Source organism: Autumnicola edwardsiae (assembly GCF_031846505.1).
In the GTDB taxonomy this organism is placed as follows: Bacteria; Bacteroidota; Bacteroidia; order Flavobacteriales; family Flavobacteriaceae; genus Autumnicola; species Autumnicola edwardsiae.
In genome coordinates this window covers 1-19512 of record NZ_JAVRHP010000044.1, presented here as the reverse complement: position 1 = coordinate 19512, position 19512 = coordinate 1, and the positions used below count along the sequence as shown (strand labels likewise).

The window sequence follows — 19512 nt, the reverse complement described above, 5'->3', positions numbered from 1 at the left end:
ATCTTTTCATAATTTGATACTTAATTGACTTTTCGACAAAGAGATTATTTCTTAAGATGAACGGGTATTTCGCAGACAGGAATGGGATTCATTTTATGCTGATTCTTAGTATTTAGTATATGGTAAAGCCTGAGAACCTCTGCCTCCCTACCCGAAAAGTCTTTATAGGTTTTGCCTCTTTCCTGTTGTTCCATTGCCCACTCCAACTCGTCATAACTTGCGCCCAATTGGTCCTCATCACTTGGACTGTCTTCGAAAAGCCCATCTGTAGGGGCAGCATCTAAGATCTCGTCTGCAACGTTAAGATATCTGCCTACTTCATAAACTTCACTCTTCATTAAATCTGCAATAGGACTTAGATCAACGCCACCGTCACCATATTTAGTATAAAAACCGACTCCAAAATCTTCGACCTTATTTCCCGTTCCCGCAACCAGATATTGATGTAAGCCTGCAAAATAATACAATGTGGTCATCCTTAGTCTCGCCCGGGAATTGGCCAGTGACAAATCCAAAAGCCGGTTACTTTCCCCGGCAGGAAGTACGTCTTTAAATTGATCGAAGGTCGTGGTGAGATCAACAGTTATGTTGGTGACATTTGCGAAGTTGTGTTTTAGTGCTTTAATGTGGTTCTTCGCCCTGGTTACCTGGTTTGCAGGTTGATGTATTGGCATTTCCACGCATAAAGTGCGCAATCCCGTTTTGGCACATAAAGTAGAGGCCACTGCAGAATCTATTCCTCCACTTATGCCTAATACAAAGCCCTGCATATTGGATTTTGTGGCATATTCTTTTAGCCAGTCGATGATGTGATTAGTCACTTTTTCGGTCTGCATAATGTTGGGTGGTTAAATTTGTAAATAATACCTTTGTACACAAATCTAATACTTATACGTAATTTATAAAAGGTGCCGGCGTTAAAGCCTTCACAATAACGAAAGAATGGTCAGAAAAATTTTCTTCATATTAAGTATTGCATTTTTATCATTTTCTTGTGAGACAAAATCTGATGTCGAGGAGGAAATTGAAAAGGTTCAGGTAGATTTTGAGGTTACGAGGTTTGATCAACACTTTGCAAATGCCACACCAGATAACCTGGATACCTTAAAAGGCGAATTCCGTTTTTTCTTTCCACCGCAATATCCCGATAGCATTTGGGTAAATAAATTATCAGACACTATTCAGCAGGAAATAAATACTGAAGTTACTGAAGAGTTTCCGGAATTTTCAGAAGTAGAGGACCAGTTACACAGTCTTTTTCAGCATGTGAAATATTATTTCCCCAATTTTGAAGTGCCAGATGTTTACACCGTTACTTCTGAAGTTGATTATAAGAATAAAGTTATTTATACGGGAAGCAAGCTTTTAATTGCGCTGGACACTTATCTGGGAGAAGACCATCCGTTTTATATAGGATTGCAGGAATACCTAAAGAAGAATTTTCGAAAAGAACAAATCATCCCAGACGCTGCTACGGCCATAGCACAGGAATTTATACCTCGCCCTGATTCCCGTACCTTTTTGGCGCAAATGATTTACTACGGTAAAATTCTTTACCTGAAGGATCTTTGGATACCTTTTAAACCTGATGCAGAAAAAATGGGATATACTGAAGAAGAGTTGCAGTGGGCAAAAAATAACGAAGAGCAGATCTGGAGGTACTTTGTAGAAAATGAACTTCTTTTCCAGACCGATTCTGAGCTCTATACACGATTTTTGTATCCTGCACCGTTTTCAAAATTTTACTTGTTGCTGGACAGTGAATCACCAGACAGGCTGGGGCAATATCTGGCCTGGCAAATGCTGAGGCAGTATATGGAGAAAAATGATGTGAGCGTACAGCAAATGTTGAATACCAGTGCCGAAGAAATTTTTAATGATGCAAATTATAAACCCAGGAAATAATGGCCCAATTCAAGAAATCTGAGATAAATATAGAAGTAATTACAGACGAAAACCACGTTCCGGAGGAACTTTACTGGACTGCAGAAGATGGAAATGTTTATAAAGAGGAAGCAAAGGCCCTGATGCTTTCAGTTTGGGATAGCAGCGCTCAGGAAACCTTAAGAATAGATCTGTGGACCAAAGACATGCCGGTAGACGAGATGAAAAAATTTTTCCATCAAACGCTTGTGGCTATGAGCAACACCTTTAACCGTGCGACACAGGACGAAAAAATGACAGCAACAATGCAGGATTTCTGTGATTATTTCGCTGAAAAAATGAACCTCAAGCAGGAATAAATTCTGAAGCATCTCCGGAATTTTGAGACAAAGTGGAGCGAAACTGAAAAAAATGAACATCTGAAAAAGCTCATTTTCGTATATAACGCAGCATCAGGGCCTGCAAACGCAGTGCTGGATTCCCTGCATAAAGTTTTTAGTCCCCAAACCTATAGCTGCAATCTTTGTGCGCTCACTCATGGACTTTTGGTAGAAAAGAAATCATGGAAGCAGTTTAGAAAAACTTCCGGATTAGAAATGGAATTTTTACATTCCGATGAATTCAAGAAACAGTATGCTTCTAAATTTGGATATAAATTTGAATTTCCTATTGTCTTAGCTGAAAGTAACGAGGGTTTACAGGTGCTAATTGCTACTGAAGAATTAAATGGACTGAAGGATGAAAAAGACCTGAAAAATTTGCTTGAAGAAAGAACTAAATGAAGACGTTAGACGTTCACAGAGAATTTTTTCTTTTTAGATAAAGAGGAAAATTATTACCTCAACTTCAAATTTTTATTAATCTCTTCAATGTAATCCAGAATTTCTTCCTGCCCCATTGCGGTATTTGCTGAGGTGACAAAATATTGGGGCATTTCCAACCAGGTCTTAAGCATTTCTGCTTCGTAGTTTTCGAGTTTTAGATCTAGTTCTTTAGACTTCAGCTTATCAGCTTTTGTGAAAATTATACAGAATGGAACCTGGTGTTCTCCCAACCATTGCATAAATTCCATATCGATTTTCTGCGGACTATGCCTGGAGTCTACCAGAACGAAGGCGCAAATCATTTGCTCCCGTTTTTCAAAATATGCTGTGATAAACTTCTGAAAAGTGTTTTTTGTAGATTTCGAAACTTTTGCGTAGCCATACCCCGGCAAGTCCACCAGGTGCCAGTTATCATTTATCAGGAAATGATTAATTAATTGCGTTTTTCCAGGCGTAGCAGAAGTTTTTGCCAAAGCTTTACGACCTGTTAACATATTGATCAAGGACGATTTCCCTACATTACTTCTTCCTATAAAGGCATATTCAGGAAGTTTACTGTCGGGGCATTTCGCAACGCTGCTGTTGCTTATCACAAATTCAGCATTTTTAATTTTCATCTTTAATCTGTCTTTTTTCCTAAACAGGAATAGTTACGGGGCAGAAAGTGTATGCCTAAAATTGCCTTTTTTCGAGCCAGGCGTGGAGTAATTGATTAAACTCTTCAGGATGTTCCATCATGGCTGCATGGCCGCATTTATCTATCCAGTAAAGATCGGAATCTGGCAGTAAACGGTCAAAATCTTCAGCTACTTCAGGCGGGGTTACATTGTCGTTCTTTCCCCAGATAATACAGGTGGGAGTAAGCATCTTTGGCAGGTCCTTGGCCATGTTGTGCCTAATGGCACTTTTCGCGATAGCCAGTGTTTTTACCAATTTGTTCCTGTCGCTTACGGTTTCGTAAACTTCATCCACAATTTCCTTTGTAGCCACTTCAGGATCATAGAAAACGTTTTGAGCTTTCTTTTTAATAAACTCATAATCGCCTCTTCTTGGATAACTTTCACCCATTGCATTCTCATAAAGTCCGGAGCTTCCGGTGATTACAAGTCCTTTTATTATATTGGGGTAGAGTTTAGTGGCAACCAGTGCAATGTGGCCGCCAAGGGAGTTACCCAGCAGGATCACCTCATCAAAACCTTTAAACTCAATAAATTCTTTCAGGTATTTGGCAAACGTAGCGACGCTGGTTTTAAGAAGGGACATAGAGTACAAAGGCAATTCTGGAATTAAAACTTTATAACCCTTAGAAGGAAAAAAATCTACAACACCGTCAAAATTGCTAAGGCCTCCCATAAGCCCGTGTAAAATGACGATTGGTGTGCCTTCTCCTTCCTCTAAGTACGTAAACTTCCCTTCTTGCTTTAGATGATTTTTCATTGATGCCCTTTGCGGTTAGCAATCGCAAATATAGCGATTTCAATACAAGTATAATCATTTTTACCTAATAGCAAAGAGTTTTTGCCAAAGCATAATGCAGTCTCAAACTTTTGAATAAGCAGGTTTTTTAATTAAAATTTCCCACTTCTATCAACCTTCTGAATTATAAGTAAATACAGCTATTTAGAAGTGTTTCAGTAGAATACGGTGGTAAAACTTATCAACAATGTGGTAGAAAGTGGTAAAAAGTGGTTTTTTTTTCGATATATTTGATCTATAAATCGCAGAGTGGTAAACATAATTGGAACATACGAGTGCAAAGTAGATGCTAAGGGCCGTTTAATGATTCCTGCGGCTCTAAAGAAGCAGCTTGCTCCTATGTTGCAAAATGGTTTTGTTCTAAAGCGTTCTGTATTTCAGCCTTGTCTGGAACTTTACCCCATGGAGCAGTGGGATGAAGTAATGCAGAAAATGAACAAATTGAACCGCTTTAGGAAGAAGAATAACGACTTCATCCGTCGTTTCACCGCAGGTGTAAAAACTGTTGAGGTGGACACCAACGGGAGGTTATTAATCCCTAAAGACCTTATAGGTTTTGCAGGAATTGGGAAAGAAATTGTGCTTTCTTCTGCAATTAATATTATCGAAATCTGGGATAAGGATAAATATGAAAATGCTATTGATGCCGCTTCAGATGATTTTGCAGATCTGGCTGAAGAGGTGATGGGAAATGACGATTTAGATGGAATATCATAAGCCTGTACTATTAGAGGAAACAGTTCGTGGTCTGGATATAAAACCAGACGGTGTTTATGTGGACGTGACTTTTGGCGGCGGCGGACACTCTCGTGAGATTTTAAAACAGCTTGGGCCAGAAGGAAAGCTGTATGCTTTTGATCAGGATAAAGATGCTTTGCAGAATAACATAGAGGATGAGCGTTTTACGCTAATTAATGAGAACTTCAGGTTTATCAAGAGGTTTTTACGTTTCTATGGTGTAAAGCAGGTAGATGGAATTCTTGGTGATTTTGGTGTTTCTTCTCATCAGTTTAATGAGGCCGAGCGCGGATTTTCTACCCGGTTTGATGCAAAACTGGACATGAGGATGAACCAGGATAGCAAGCTTAGTGCTTACGAGGTGGTAAATGAATATGATGAGGAACAGCTTAAGAAAATGTTCTATGAGTATGCAGATTTGAAGAATGCTCCCAAACTGGCGCGGATGATCGTGACAGAGCGAAAGGAGATGCCTATTAAAAGCAGTGAACAGCTAAATGATTTATTAAAACCAAGCCTTTTTAAAGGTAAGGAAAATAAGATTTTGGCGCAGATTTATCAGGCGATAAGGATCGAGGTTAACCAGGAGATTGAAGCTTTAAAAGAGTTTTTACTCCAAACGGAGGAGTTGCTTAAACCTGGAGGGAGATTGAGTTTGATTTCCTACCATTCGCTGGAAGATCGTTTGGTGAAAAGGTATATAAGAAGCGGACTTTTTAAAGGAGAGCCGGAGAAGGATTTCTACGGAAATATTTCTGTTCCCTTTAAAAAAGTAAAAGGCCTGGTGGTTCCTGGTAAAGAGGAAATTGCCGAAAATAACAGGGCGAGAAGCGCAAAACTTCGTATTGCTAAAAAATTATAGTCAGAAGCTTTTCTGGCTAGTTGTGGATTAAACGAATGAAAATGAAGAAGGGGTTTTACAACATATTAAAAGCAAATTTTCTTATAAGCAACGACGCTGTTAAGAACTGGCGCTTTATCGTTTTTTGTACGCTCCTGGCGATCGTGATGATTGCAAGCTCTCACAGTGCAGAGCGTAAAGTTCATGAAATAGCCCGGCTTAATAATGAAGTGCGGGAATTGCGAAGCGAATTTGTAGATCGCAGATCTGCCCTTATGCGTATTAAAATGGAATCTACAATCATTAACAAATTAAGCGGAACGGGGATTCAACCTTCCGAAACTCCGCCGTATAAAATAAAGGTAAACTCTAAGAAGTAGAAACTGCATGGCAACTACTGAAAAAAGCATATTAAACAGATTATACATTGTCGCGGGATGCCTGTTCATCTTCGCGTTTGTTGTTGCTTTTAAATTGATGGACATTCAGTTTGTAGAGGGTGATTATTATAAGGAGCTGGCAGAAGATAGAACCTACCGTAATTTTAAAATCCCGGCTAACCGCGGAAACCTCTATGACTCTAATGGAAGCCTGCTTGCAACTTCAGTTCCTAAATACGATATAAGGTTTGATGCGGTTACTGTTTCAGATAAAGATTTTGAGGAGCATATAGGGCCGTTGTCTGAAAAACTTTCAGAAGCACTTGGGGGAAACGCTTCATATTATTCCCAAAAAATAAGAGCGGCAAGAGCTAACAGGCAACGTTATCTTCTAATTACGAAAAATCTGGGTTATGCAGATTACATTAAGTTCAGGAACTTTCCAATGTTTAAGCTGGGTGCTTATAAAGGTGGTTTAATCGTAGAGCAAAGAACGGTAAGGGAGCATCCTTTGGGGAAAATGGGAGAGAGAACAGTAGGTTATGAGCGAAAGGATTCAGATGGATATTTCACACGTGTGGGGCTGGAAGGTGCTTTTGGGAATTATCTAAGAGGAACCGATGGCAGAAGGTTAAAGCAAAAAATAGCTAAAGGCCAGTGGAAACCAATTAGTGATAATAACGAAGTAGAACCGCGGGATGGTTATGATGTAATTTCTACCATAGATGTAAATATTCAGGATATTGCCCACCATGCCCTCTTAAAGCAACTTGAAAATTTTGAAGCTGAACATGGAACTGTGGTGGTTATGGAAACTGCGACAGGAGAAATTAAAGCCATGTCTAATTTAGGTCGCACAAAAGAAGGCACTTATTTCGAAAAGAGGAATTATGCTGTTTATGAATCTCACGAGCCGGGATCTACTTTTAAATTAATGGCAATGGTGGCCGCTCTGGAAGATAAGATAGTAGATACTGCCCAGGTGGTAGATACAGAAAACGGAGTAGTTCGCTATTATGGCCGTGCTGTTCGGGATTCACATCACGGCGGGTACGGAAAAATTTCCGCAGCAAAGGCTTTTGAAGTCTCTTCAAATACAGCTTTTACAAAAATGATTACAGAAGGTTACAAAACAAATCCTTCAAAATTTGTTGACCGGCTGTATGCTATGGGGCTTAACAAAAAGATTGGTCTTGATATTAATGGAGAGGGTCAGCCAAAAATACCGCATCCGGATGATAAGAACTGGAATGGACTGAGTCTTCCCTGGATGGCCTTTGGTTACGGGGTTTCTCTAACTCCTCTGCAAACGCTCACCTTTTATAATGCGATTGCTAACAATGGTGAAATGGTGAAACCTCGTTTTATAAAGGAAGTGAAAGAATGGGATAAAACTATAGTGAAGGTGGAAAAGGAAGTAATAAATCCTTCTATCTGTTCTCCGGAAACTGCCAGGAAAGTGCGAAAGATGATGGAAAATACGGTAAAACGTGGCACTGCTGCCAATATTTACACTCCAAATTTCTCCATGGCGGGAAAAACCGGAACCTGTCAGGTAGAATATTGGATTGAGCCGGGAAGATATATCGCGTCCTTTTCGGGATATTTTCCGGCTGAAGATCCAAAATACTCCTGTATTGTCGTGATTCACAAGCCTAACAAAAGAAAAGGCTACTATGGGAATATTGTTGCCGCGCCGGTTTTTAAAAGTATAGCTCAAAAAATTTATACAGATACTCCAATTATGGATGAGTTGCCTTCCCTGGAAGTGGAAAATGAAGATGTGGAAGCAGACTTTAAAAAGTACTACAGCAAAATTCAGAATGAAAAAATCTTAATGCCAGATGTTACAGGGATGCCAGCTATGGATGCCATTTCCTTGCTGGAAAACCTGGGGTTTAAAGTAAACTTCAGGGGTAAAGGGAAAGTGAAAAGTCAGTCTGTGGCTGCGGGAAGGGAAATAAGTCAGAATCAGGAATTAAATATAAAATTAGAATTAAGTTGATCATTTTAAAAGACATCCTGTATCGTGTAAGAATGGAAGCCGTGGTTGGAAATACCGGGGTAACTGTTAATAATCTGCATTTTGATTCCAGAAAGGTGGAGTTGAACGATGTTTTTATTGCAATTAGAGGTGCTCTTTCCGATGGTCACGATTACATTCAAAAAGCGATAGAAAAAGGAGCGTTGGTGGTTATCTGCGAAGCACTACCACAGCATATCATTAACGGGGTCACTTATGTTCAGGTAGAAGATTCCAAAAAAGCGCTGGCTTACATGGCCTCTAATTATTACGGAAATCCTTCAGAAAAATTGAAATTGGTCGGTGTAACAGGTACCAATGGTAAAACAACAATAGCGACCCTGCTTTATAATCTTTTCACAAAAGCCGGATTTAAAGTCGGCTTGCTTTCCACCGTAAAAGTAATGGTTGCAGAAAGGCAATTTTCGGCCATAAGAACCACACCAGATTCTGTGACAATAAATTCTTATTTAAAGGAGATGAATGATGAAGGTGTGGAGTTCTGTTTTATGGAAGTAAGCTCGCACGGAATCGCGCAGCATAGGACGACTGCCCTGGAATTTGCAGGTGGCATTTTTACGAATCTTTCGCACGATCATTTGGACTATCACAAGGATTTTGCAGAATACCGTGATGTGAAGAAGCGGTTTTTTGACGAATTACCTGCATCATCCTTTGCACTTTCTAATGTGGATGATAAGAATGGTAACGTGATGCTTCAGAATACAAAGGCTAAGAAATATAGTTATGCATTAAAATCCTATGCAGATTATCAGGCGCAAATTCTCGAAAATCAATTTACAGGATTACTTCTGAAGGTGAATGAGCAGGAAGTCTGGTCCCGGCTTATTGGGAATTTCAACGCGTACAATATTTTGGCAATTTATGCTGCTGCTGAATTACTCGGATTGGAAACCCTGGAAAGTCTAAAAATTATAAGTGAACTGGATTCCGTTAGCGGAAGGTTTCAATATGTAGTTTCCGAAAATGAGAAAATCACAGCCATCGTTGATTATGCACATACTCCTGATGCTTTAAAAAATGTGCTGGAAACGATTAATGCGATTCGCACCAAAAACGAAGAGTTAATTACTGTTGTTGGCTGTGGTGGTGACAGGGATAAAACTAAAAGACCAAAGATGGGGCATATAGCTTCAGCTTTAAGCACCAAAGTCATTTTTACCAGTGATAATCCAAGAACCGAAGACCCAGATAAGATTATTGAAGAGGTAGAGGCGGGTGTACAGCCTCAGAACTTTAAAAAAACAATGTCCATTACCAATAGAAAGCAGGCGATAAAAACCGCATGCCAGTTGGCAGGGAGAAACGATATTATTCTTATTGCCGGGAAAGGACACGAAACTTACCAGGAGGTAAACGGCGAGCGTCTGGATTTTGATGATCTCCAGATTGTAAAGGAATTTTTAAAACAGCAAAATAAGTAACTGAAGCTTTTTTCCTGAAAAGGAAATTCTGAAAGATAAAGGATGTTATACTATCTATTTGAATATCTAGGATCAGAATATCAACTGCCGGGAGCGCGGTTGTTTGGATATATTTCCTTCAGGTCTGCTATGGCTATTATTTTGTCTCTGGCAATTTCTACCATTTATGGTAAAAAAATCATCAACTATTTGCTGGCAAAGCAAGTGGGTGAAAGTGTTCGTGAACTTGGGCTTAAAGGTCAGAGTGAAAAGGCAGGAACTCCTACAATGGGAGGTTTAATAATCATTATTGCCACACTTATTCCGGTACTGCTCTTTGCGAAACTTGAGAATATATACGTGATTTTACTTATTGTTACCACCCTCTGGATGGGAGCTATAGGTTTTCTGGATGATTATATAAAAACTTTCAAGAAGGATAAAGAAGGCCTTAAAGGTGTTTTCAAAGTTATAGGTCAGGTGGGACTGGGTTTAATTGTTGGTTGCACGATTTACTTTCACCCGGGTATTACAGTTAAGGAAGAAGCGAATAGGGCAGTCCCCAATCAGGAATTGTCCGAAGCCGGTGATCCAAGGGAAATGGGACCGGAACAAAAAACTACCACAACTACAATCCCATTCGTAAAAAACAATGAGTTTGATTACGCGAGCTTAATAACCTGGATCAATCCCGATTATGCCAAATATGCCTGGATAATATTTATCCCAATTGTGATTTTTATCGTGACTGCAGTTTCCAACGGTGCCAATCTTACCGATGGTGTAGATGGCCTGGCAGCAGGTTCTTCAGCAATTATAGTCCTTACGCTGGGGATTTTTGCCTGGGTTTCGGGTAACATAATTTTCTCAGATTATCTCAACATTATGTATATCCCGCGTTCGGGGGAAATGACGATCTATATCACCGCAATGGCAGGTGCTTTGGTCGGTTTTTTATGGTATAACACGTATCCCGCGCAGGTTTTTATGGGAGACACCGGCAGCCTCACCATTGGGGGGATAATTGCCGTTTTGGCCATAGCGACCAGAAAGGAACTGCTTATCCCTATTCTCTGCGGAATTTTCCTCATGGAGAACTTATCTGTAGTAATGCAGGTTGGCTGGTTTAAGTACACAAAGAAAAAATTTGGTGACGGCCGCAGAATTTTTCTGATGTCACCCCTGCATCATCATTATCAGAAAAAAGGGCATCATGAAAGTAAGATTGTGGTTAGGTTCTGGATTGTGGGGATTTTCCTGGCAATTGTAACCGTGGTTACCCTGAAGGTGAGATAGTATGGAAGTAAAGAGCATTGCAATCCTGGGAGGAGGCGAAAGTGGTGTAGGTACGGCGATATTGGCCAAAAAGGAGGGCTTTAAAATTTTTGTTTCCGATAAGGGAAAGATAAAAGATAAATACAAGGAAGTTCTTAAACATCATGAAATAGAATGGGAAGAGTACACTCATTCTGAAGAAAGGATCCTGACAGCTTCAGTGGTAATGAAGAGTCCGGGGATACCGGATAATGCTCCGCTGGTTTTAAAGCTGAAGGGCAAAGGCATTCCTGTGATTTCTGAAATTGAATTTGCTTCAGAATTCACTTCCGCAGAAGTAATTGGTATTACCGGAAGCAATGGAAAAACGACCACTACAAAATTTGTTCACCATATTCTTAAATCCGGAAATATTTCCGCAGGAATGGCAGGTAATGTAGGGGATAGTTTTGCTAAACAGGTTGCAGAAAATGAATTCGACTGGTACGTGTTGGAACTGAGTAGTTTTCAGCTGGATGGAATCCTCAACTTCAGGCCGAAAATTGCCGTTTTAACGAACATAACTGCAGACCATCTGGATAGGTATGAGTACAGCCTGGATAATTATATAGAATCTAAATTCAGGATTACTAAGAATCAAACAGAATCAGATTTTTTCATTTATGATGCAGATGATGAAAATATTATAAAGTGGCTGGATAAAAACCAGATAAAAGCACAAAAGTTGCCTTTTTCATTAGAAAAAAAGTTTGAAAACGGGGCCTTTTTAGAAAATGATGAAATAATTGTAAAAATAAATAACACCCAATTTAATATGCCAACAACAGATCTTAGCCTTCAGGGCAAGCACAACACAAAAAATGCGATGGCGGCCGCTACGGTTGCTCAACTCTTACGAATCAGGAAACAAACTATTCGTGAAAGTATGGAAAATTTTCAGGGAGTGGAACACCGCCTGGAAAAGGTGCTTAAGATCAACAATGTGATGTACATAAACGATTCTAAGGCTACCAATATAAATGCGACTTTCTATGCTTTGGAAAGCATGGAGACCGAGACGGTGTGGATTGTTGGTGGGGTAGACAAAGGCAATGTTTACAGCGATTTGTTGCCTTTGGTAAACGAAAAAGTAAAAGCGATTATCTGCCTTGGGGTAGACAATGCTAAGATCATGGCTGCGTTTGGAAATTGCGTGGATACGATTGTGGAAACACAATCTATGGACGAAGCAGTGAAAATCGCCTACAAAATTGCAGAGAAGAACGAAAGCGTTTTGCTTTCCCCGGCATGTGCGAGTTTTGATCTTTTTGAAAATTACGAAGACAGAGGCCGCCAGTTTAAAGAAGCAGTAAGGAATTTATAAGGTCTGGAACAAGAATTAAATAACAAATGAGCAGTATTTTTTCAAATCTTAAAGGAGACAAGGTTATCTGGGCGACCGCGGGGCTGTTGGCAATATTTTCGTTCCTGCCGGTTTATAGCGCCAGTAGTAATCTTGCGTATCTTCATGGAGATGGAAGCACCTTCAATTATCTTGTGGTGCATTTCTTCCATTTACTATTAGGATTTTGTTTGCTCTTTGCAGTACATCGCGTTCCGTACAATTATTTCCGCGGACTGTCAATTTTAATGCTGCCCGTTATTATTGTGCTGCTTATATATACTGTGGCACAAGGTACTTTTATTGGGGGTGCTTATGCCAGTAGGTGGATACAAATCCCTGTTTTAGGGGTTTCCTTTCAGTCATCTACTTTGGCTTCGGTAGTGCTTATGGTTTATGTAGCGCGGTATTTATCTAAAATTACCGAGAGAACGGTCACTTTTAAGGAAACTATTTTACCCTTGTGGTTACCGGTGTTCCTGATTCTCGCACTCATTCTTCCGGCTAACTTTTCGACTGCGGCATTAATTTTTGCAATGACGCTGGTTTTAATGTTCCTGGGTGGATATCCTTTAAAATATCTTGGTGCGATTGTGGGGGTTGGAGTCGTGTTTTTGGCAATTTTTATACTTACGGCAAAAGCCTTTCCCGGCGTACTGCCCAGCCGGGTGGACACCTGGGCGAGCAGGATAGAAAATTTTGCTAATGATGATGATACTGAAGCCGATTACCAAATTGAAAGGGCGAAAATTGCCATTGCAAGAGGTGGGGTCACCGGTACCGGAATAGGAAAATCTGTACAACGGAATTTCTTACCGCAGTCTTCTTCAGATTTTATTTATGCGATAATTGTGGAAGAAATGGGGTTGATTGGGGCATTTGGCGTTATGCTGGCTTACCTCATGTTACTTTTTAGAATAGTGATCGTCGCCACAAAAGCGAATTCAACATTTGGAAAGTTGGTCGTAATGGGAGTGGGAATTCCAATAGTTTTCCAGGCGCTGGTAAATATGGCTGTTGCGGTGGAATTGTTTCCGGTAACGGGGCAAACGCTGCCGCTTATAAGCAGCGGTGGGACTTCTATTTGGATGACTTGCATGGCGCTGGGAATTATTTTAAGTGTAAGTGCAAAAAGAGAAGAAATTAAAGAAGCGGAATCTCAGGAAACTGATGATGAAAATCCGTTAGATATTTTAAGTGAAGCGATCTAAAGTGAAAGAGAATTTACGTGTCATATTATCAGGAGGAGGCACCGGGGGGCATATCTACCCGGCCATCGCTATTGCAGATGAAATTCGCAGGCGTTATCCTGATTCTGAAATTCTCTTTGTTGGCGCTAAAGATCGTATGGAAATGGAAAAAGTTCCACAGGCGGGTTACAATATAGAAGGTCTTTGGATTAGCGGAATTGAGAGAAAAATTTCAATGAAGAACCTGATGTTTCCATTTAAGCTGTACAGTAGTTTGAGCAAAAGCAGGAAAATAATCAGGAAATTCAGGCCAGACGTGGTGATAGGAACAGGTGGTTTTGCCAGCGGTCCTTTACTGCGGGTAGCGGTTTCCAATAAAATTCCAACCTTGCTCCAGGAGCAGAATTCTTATCCGGGAATAACCAACAGGATTTTGTCGAAACAGGCCAATGTAATTTGTGCGGCTTATGAAGAAGTGAAAAGATTCTTTCCTGCAGAAAAAACAGTAATTACAGGAAATCCGGTGAGGCTGGATCTTTTAAAAGTTTCTGAAAAGAGAGAAGAAGCACAGCGTTTTTTCCATCTGGACAAAAAGAAGAGAACCGTGCTGGTAATTGGCGGAAGCTTAGGTGCAAGAAGAATAAACCAGTTAATAGAGACCTGGGTGCCAAAATTTGAGAAAGAGAACATTCAGCTTATTTGGCAAACGGGAAAATTATATTATGATGAATACCGGAAGCATAACAGCGACCTGGTGCAGACTTATGAGTTTTTAAACAGGATGGACTGGGCTTATGCCGCGGCAGATGTTATTATTTCCCGGGCTGGTGCAGGAAGCGTTTCAGAATTAAGTATTGTGGGGAAACCTGTGCTTTTTATTCCGTCGTCAAATGTTGCTGAAGATCATCAAACCAAAAATGCAATGGCGTTTACAAAAAATAATGCAGCGCTGACTTTAACTGAAGCTGAGCTGGACGAAAAGTTTGAGGAGAGTTTCTTCGATTTGATTAATTCTGAAGCAAAACAGGCAGCACTGGGAGAGAATATTAAAAAAATGGCGCTGCCAAATGCGACAGCAAATATTGTTGATGAGGTGGAAAAGTTGATTGCCAGAAAATGAACGCCAGACCTGACAGGTTTCAAAAACCTGTCAGGTCTAAACCAAAAAAATCCTGCAAGGTTTTCAAAACCTTGTAGGTATGAACAAATAGAAACCAGAGAATAAGAAATAACGAAGTTTGAACGATATAAATAACATACAAAACTTTTACTTTATCGGGATCGGTGGAATCGGGATGAGTGCCCTTGCGCGATATTTCAACGCAAAAGGGAAGAATGTTTCCGGTTACGATAAAACTCCTACTCCGCTTACAAAAAAGCTGGAGGAAGAAGGGGTTGTGGTTATATATAAGGACGATATTGGCCAAATTCCGAATGCCGTTATTTCAGATAAAAATTCGCTTGTGGTTTGTACTCCGGCGATTCCCACAGGCCACGAGCAGTTCAATTACTTTAAAGCAAATAATTATAACCTCAAAAAGCGCGCGGTGGTTTTGGGAATGGTCACACAGAAGAAATTCACCCTTGCCGTTGCGGGTACGCATGGAAAAACGACTACAACAGCCATATTAGCGCATATTTTGAAGGAAACCGGCGCAAAAGTGACGGCTTTTCTGGGCGGAATTAGCGAAGATATCCAAAGCAACCTTATTATGCAGGGCGACGAGGTAATAGTTGCTGAAGCAGACGAATTCGACCGTTCATTTTTACAATTATCGCCAAATATTGCTGCAATTACCTCTATGGATGCAGATCACCTGGATATCTATGGCGAAAATGAGCAATTACAGGCCACCTTTAAAAAATTTGCTGCACTGATTCCTGCTAATGGCAGGTTATTTGTGCGGAATGGGCTGCCACTGGAAGGCGCAACAATTGGAATTAATGACAATGCTGATTTTTCAGCAATTAATATAAAAATAGAAAACGGAGCTTATCTTTTTGATTTAAAAACTCCGGTCGATACTATAAGAAATTTACAGTTTTATTTACCCGGCAAACACAATTTGCTAAATGCTATAACAGCCCTGGCCATGGCGATAGAATATGGTTCCCCCACGAATCAGCTTGCCGGGGCTTTGTATAGTTTTAAAGGAGTAAAACGTAGATTTTCCTATAAAATTAAATCTGAAAATTTTGTTCTTATAGATGATTATGCACATCATCCTGCAGAAATTTCGGCGGTATATCAGGCTGTTCGGGAAATGCACGCAGGAAAGAAAGTTTTGGCTGTTTTTCAGCCGCATTTATTTAGCAGGACAAAGGATTTTGCAGATGATTTTGCTAAAAGCCTCAGCAAATTCGATCAGGTAATGTTACTGGATATTTATCCGGCGCGGGAACTTCCGGTTAAAGGAGTTACTTCAGCATGGCTTCTGGACAAAATTAATAATCAGAATAAGGAGCTTGTTCAGAAGGAAAATATTTCAGAAAAAATAAAAGGTGCAAACGCTGAAGTGGTAGTTATGATGGGGGCAGGAGACATTGGAGAGGAAGTAGAAAAAGTAAAATTGGCGTTGCAATGAGAGCTGTTTCAGGATATATAAAAGCAATTTCGCTAATCGCTCTTGTCGTGTTCCTTTTCGGTTTTGCTGAAAAGAGGCAGAAATCGCGTAAAGTCAGTGAAGTAGCAGTGCGATTTACAGACGATGAAAATCTGTATGTGACTGAGGAAGCGGTTAATAAATTGTTAATACAAAATAAAGTGGCCGCTCTAAATATGGATAAAGAAACTTTAGATTTGAATAGGGTAGAAACACTCTTAAATAACCACGACATGATAGAAAACGCGGAAGTTTTTTTGACACTGGACGGCAAACTTCAGGCAGAGATCAGTCAGCGTAAACCTATTGGAAGGGTTGTGGGGAATTCTTCTTTTTACCTGGATAAAAACGGGGAGTTAATGCCGCTTTCACCTTATTATTCAGCTCGTGTACCATTAATGTTTGGCTTTGATGGGGGGAATGTGGCAGAGGCATATGGCCTATTGGATTATATAAAAAATGATAAATTTTTAACCCAGCATATAACAGGAATTAACCGCCTGAGCACAGGGAAATTTGAACTGGAAATGAGAAAATTGGATTTCCTGGTGTATTTCGGTAAGGCAGAAAATATAGAATTAAAGTTCAACAATTTTAAAGCTTTTTACAAAAAGGCTCTTAAGGACGATAAGTTAAATACCTACAGAAAAGTGAACTTGCAATTTGGTAATCAGGTTGTTTGCACGAAAAAATAATTTATGGAACAGAAGGAGATAGCAGTAGGATTAGACATAGGGACTACTAAGATTGTAGCCATGATTGGGCGTAAAAATGAGTACGGCAAAGTGGAAATTGTCGGCATCGGGAAGTCCAAAAGTCTTGGTGTACATCGTGGTGTGGTAAATAATATTACCCAAACGATCCAGTCTATCCAGCAGGCTATTCAGGAAGCTGAAGCAGATTCAGGATTAAAAATTGAAGATGTTGTGGTGGGGATTGCCGGGCAACATATAAGAAGTTTACAACACAGCGATTATATCACCAGGCCAAACCCAGATGAGGTGATAGATGCAGAGGATATCCATACCCTTTGTAACCAGGTTCATAAACTGGTGATGCTGCCGGGAGAGGAGATTATTCATGTGCTTCCGCAGGAATTTAAAGTAGATGGCCAGGCCGAAATTAAAGAACCTATCGGGATGTACGGTGGCCGCCTGGAAGCCAATTTTCACGTGGTGGTAGGCCAGGTTTCTTCCATTAGAAATATTGGAAGATGTGTAAAAAGCGCGGGCCTTGAACTTTCTGCAGTAACCCTGGAGCCATTGGCTTCAGCAAACGCTGTTTTAAGTCAGGAAGAGAAAGAAGCCGGAGTGGCTTTAATCGATATAGGTGGCGGTACCACAGATTTGGCAATTTTCAAGGATGGGATCATAAGGCATACGGCTGTAATTCCTTTCGGCGGAAATGTGATTACTGAAGATATTAAAGAAGGCTGCTCAATCATTGAAAAGCAGGCAGAGCTGCTTAAGATCAAGTTTGGTTCTGCATGGCCGGGAGAAAATAAGGATAATGAAATTGTTTCTATTCCGGGATTACGCGGAAGGGAACCAAAGGAGATTACCCTTAAAAACCTATCAAAAATTATCCATGCCAGAGTAGTCGAAATTATTGAACAGGTCTACCTGGAAATCAAAAATTACGGCCACGAGGAGCAGAAGAAAAAACTGATTGCCGGGATGGTATTAACAGGCGGCGGCGCCCAGTTAAAACATCTTAAGCAGTTGGCAGAATATATTACCGGAATGGATACCAGGATTGGTTATCCAAACGAGCATCTTGCCGGTACCAACGATTCTGAAACTACCAGCCCGGTGTACGCGACCGCCGTTGGACTGGTAATGAACAGCCTGGAACACAGCAAAAGCCGTTTTCAGGAAGAAGTTGTTCTTAAAAAAGAAGATGACGCGCATGAAGTAGGGGAGGAAATCTCTGATGATCCTGAAGATGAATCTTTCTCGCAGGAAAGTTCAGATTCACAACGAAAAGAGCCCAGGAAAAGCATTTTTGACAAATGGGCAGAGAAGTTTAAAGATTTTTTAGATAACGCAGAGTAATACAACATACAACCAGTAAAATTGAATTTATGAGCAGTACAGAATTTGGAGACATTTCATTCGATTTACCGAAAAATCAATCAAACGTCATAAAAGTGATTGGCGTAGGAGGTGGTGGTAGCAATGCCATTAACCATATGTTTCAGTTAGGAATAAAAGGAGTAGATTTTGTGATCTGTAATACCGATGCGCAGGCATTGGATAACAGTTCCGTTCCCAATAAAATCCAACTGGGGGTTAGCCTTACCGAAGGGCTTGGTGCAGGTGCAAACCCCAGTGTGGGCGAGCAGGCTGCAGTAGAGAGTTTTGACGAGATTAAGCAGATGCTGGATGTAAATACCAAGATGGTATTTATCACTGCCGGGATGGGCGGTGGAACCGGTACAGGTGCCGCTCCCGTAATAGCCAAACAGGCTAAAGAAATGGGTATTTTAACAGTGGGTATATGTACCATTCCTTTTCAGTTTGAAGGAAAAATGCGTAATGAGCAGGCTCAGCTGGGAGTAGAAAAATTGCGTTCTCATGTAGATTCACTTATCGTGATTAATAATAACAAGCTTCGCGAGGTCTATGGAAACCTCGGTTTTAAAGCCGGTTTCTCCAAGGCCGACGAAGTTTTGGCAACAGCCTCCAGAGGTATTGCCGAAGTTATTACTCATCACTATACTCAGAATATTGACTTGCGTGATGCCAAGACCGTTTTGAGTAATAGTGGTACTGCCATAATGGGTTCTGCAAGTGCATCTGGTGCCGACAGGGCTAACGATGCAATTCGTAAAGCCTTGGATTCTCCGTTGTTAAATGACAATAAAATTACGGGAGCTCAAAATGTATTACTGCTTATAGTTTCTGGTGCCGAAGAAATTACTATAGACGAAATTGGTGAAATTAATGACCACATCCAGGCAGAAGCCGGGCACAGCGCCAATATTATTATGGGGGTTGGTGAAGACGATGCTCTGGATGATGCTATTGCAGTAACAATTATTGCCACGGGTTTTAATGTAGAGCAGCAGGATGAAATTGTAAATACCGAAACAAAAAAGATCATCCATACTTTAGAAGATGAGCAGAAGGCAGAGCACGAATTAATGCCGAAAAAGGGCGGTTACTATTCTTCATCTCTTGAAGAAAATACAGCAGAAGAAACTGAAGAGGAGCCGAAGGAGAACAAGATAGTTCACACCCTGGATGATGCACTGGAAGAAGTAGATGAAGTAGGAAATATTTCTACAAAGAAGGATGATAATCTATACACACCACCTTCAGCAAGGAATATGGATGTGGATTATGAGGAAATTGATCCTGAAGAATTTATTATTAATGATACTTCTGAAGAAAGTAATTTTGAAGTGGAAGTTAATGAGCCGGAAGAGGCCAATGACGATCAGATCATGTTTACTTTTGATTTTCCTTTAA

The 19512-nt window shown here is 40.3% G+C and carries 19 protein-coding genes; 16 read left to right on the top strand and 3 right to left on the bottom strand.

Features of this window, described 5'->3' with window-relative positions:
- Nucleotides 1–44: 44 nt before the first annotated feature.
- A complete protein-coding gene (gene nadE, locus RM529_RS09860) occupies nt 45–836 on the bottom strand; it encodes an NAD(+) synthase (protein WP_311484631.1) in 792 nt (263 codons plus the stop codon).
- 106 nt (nt 837–942) lie between these two features.
- Here nadE and gldB point away from each other — a divergent pair, with 106 nt between their 5' ends.
- The 3 genes from gldB to RM529_RS09845 all read left to right on the top strand — a co-directional run bounded on the left by gldB (nt 943) and on the right by RM529_RS09845 (nt 2666).
- Nucleotides 943–1905 carry a gliding motility lipoprotein GldB gene (gene gldB / locus RM529_RS09855; protein ID WP_311484630.1) on the top strand — a complete coding sequence of 321 codons (963 nt, stop codon included), beginning with the start codon at nt 943–945 and terminating at the stop codon, nt 1903–1905.
- Nucleotides 1905–2243 (top strand): gliding motility protein GldC, encoded by a 339-nt coding sequence (gene gldC, locus RM529_RS09850; RefSeq protein WP_311484629.1) that lies wholly within the window; start codon nt 1905–1907, stop codon nt 2241–2243. The genes gldB and gldC overlap by 1 nt, the downstream gene beginning before the upstream one ends.
- 237 nt (nt 2244–2480) lie before the next feature.
- Nucleotides 2481–2666, top strand: coding sequence for a hypothetical protein (locus RM529_RS09845; RefSeq protein ID WP_311484628.1), 186 nt, complete (start codon nt 2481–2483; stop codon nt 2664–2666).
- Between the two features lie 53 nt (nt 2667–2719).
- Here RM529_RS09845 and yihA read toward each other — a convergent pair whose 3' ends face one another.
- Complete coding sequence (gene yihA, locus RM529_RS09840; protein WP_311484627.1) at nt 2720–3325, bottom strand: ribosome biogenesis GTP-binding protein YihA/YsxC; 606 nt, start codon at nt 3323–3325, stop codon at nt 2720–2722.
- A gap of 55 nt (nt 3326–3380) precedes the next feature.
- Complete coding sequence (locus RM529_RS09835; RefSeq protein ID WP_311484626.1) at nt 3381–4145, bottom strand: alpha/beta fold hydrolase; 765 nt, start codon at nt 4143–4145, stop codon at nt 3381–3383.
- Between the two features lie 288 nt (nt 4146–4433).
- On the opposite strand from RM529_RS09835, the gene mraZ reads away from it, so the two are divergent.
- From mraZ to ftsZ, 13 genes are all read left to right on the top strand, one after another.
- On the top strand, nt 4434–4901 hold the full coding sequence (mraZ, locus tag RM529_RS09830) for a division/cell wall cluster transcriptional repressor MraZ (protein ID WP_311484625.1): 468 nt from the start codon (nt 4434–4436) through the stop codon (nt 4899–4901).
- Nucleotides 4888–5784, top strand: coding sequence for a 16S rRNA (cytosine(1402)-N(4))-methyltransferase RsmH (gene rsmH / locus RM529_RS09825; RefSeq protein WP_311484624.1), 897 nt, complete (start codon nt 4888–4890; stop codon nt 5782–5784). The genes mraZ and rsmH overlap by 14 nt, the downstream gene beginning before the upstream one ends.
- Nucleotides 5785–5825: 41 nt before the next feature.
- Nucleotides 5826–6143 carry an FtsL-like putative cell division protein gene (locus tag RM529_RS09820; protein WP_311484623.1) on the top strand — a complete coding sequence of 106 codons (318 nt, stop codon included), beginning with the start codon at nt 5826–5828 and terminating at the stop codon, nt 6141–6143.
- 7 nt (nt 6144–6150) lie between these two features.
- A complete protein-coding gene (locus tag RM529_RS09815; RefSeq protein WP_311484622.1) occupies nt 6151–8148 on the top strand; it encodes a penicillin-binding protein in 1998 nt (665 codons plus the stop codon).
- Nucleotides 8145–9611 carry a UDP-N-acetylmuramoyl-L-alanyl-D-glutamate--2,6-diaminopimelate ligase gene (locus RM529_RS09810; RefSeq protein ID WP_311484621.1) on the top strand — a complete coding sequence of 489 codons (1467 nt, stop codon included), beginning with the start codon at nt 8145–8147 and terminating at the stop codon, nt 9609–9611. Before RM529_RS09815 ends, RM529_RS09810 begins: the two co-directional genes overlap by 4 nt.
- A gap of 42 nt (nt 9612–9653) precedes the next feature.
- Nucleotides 9654–10886, top strand: a complete 1233-nt coding sequence (gene mraY / locus RM529_RS09805) for a phospho-N-acetylmuramoyl-pentapeptide-transferase (protein ID WP_311484620.1) — start codon at nt 9654–9656, stop codon at nt 10884–10886.
- A 1-nt stretch (nt 10887) separates the two neighbouring features.
- A complete protein-coding gene (murD, locus tag RM529_RS09800) occupies nt 10888–12228 on the top strand; it encodes a UDP-N-acetylmuramoyl-L-alanine--D-glutamate ligase (RefSeq protein WP_311484619.1) in 1341 nt (446 codons plus the stop codon).
- 26 nt (nt 12229–12254) lie between these two features.
- Nucleotides 12255–13457, top strand: coding sequence for an FtsW/RodA/SpoVE family cell cycle protein (locus RM529_RS09795; protein WP_311484618.1), 1203 nt, complete (start codon nt 12255–12257; stop codon nt 13455–13457).
- The gene (murG, locus tag RM529_RS09790) at nt 13444–14556 is read left to right on the top strand and encodes an undecaprenyldiphospho-muramoylpentapeptide beta-N-acetylglucosaminyltransferase (protein ID WP_432264530.1); all 1113 of its coding nucleotides are present in this window, start codon (nt 13444–13446) and stop codon (nt 14554–14556) included. The genes RM529_RS09795 and murG overlap by 14 nt, the downstream gene beginning before the upstream one ends.
- Before the next feature lie 118 nt (nt 14557–14674).
- The gene (murC, locus tag RM529_RS09785) at nt 14675–16021 is read left to right on the top strand and encodes a UDP-N-acetylmuramate--L-alanine ligase (protein ID WP_311484617.1); all 1347 of its coding nucleotides are present in this window, start codon (nt 14675–14677) and stop codon (nt 16019–16021) included.
- Nucleotides 16018–16734, top strand: a complete 717-nt coding sequence (locus RM529_RS09780; RefSeq protein ID WP_311484616.1) for a cell division protein FtsQ/DivIB — start codon at nt 16018–16020, stop codon at nt 16732–16734. Before murC ends, RM529_RS09780 begins: the two co-directional genes overlap by 4 nt.
- Before the next feature lie 3 nt (nt 16735–16737).
- Nucleotides 16738–18093, top strand: a complete 1356-nt coding sequence (gene ftsA, locus RM529_RS09775; protein ID WP_311484615.1) for a cell division protein FtsA — start codon at nt 16738–16740, stop codon at nt 18091–18093.
- 29 nt (nt 18094–18122) lie between these two features.
- A partial coding sequence (gene ftsZ / locus RM529_RS09770) for a cell division protein FtsZ (protein ID WP_311484614.1) occupies nt 18123–19512 on the top strand: 1390 nt, incomplete at its 3' end.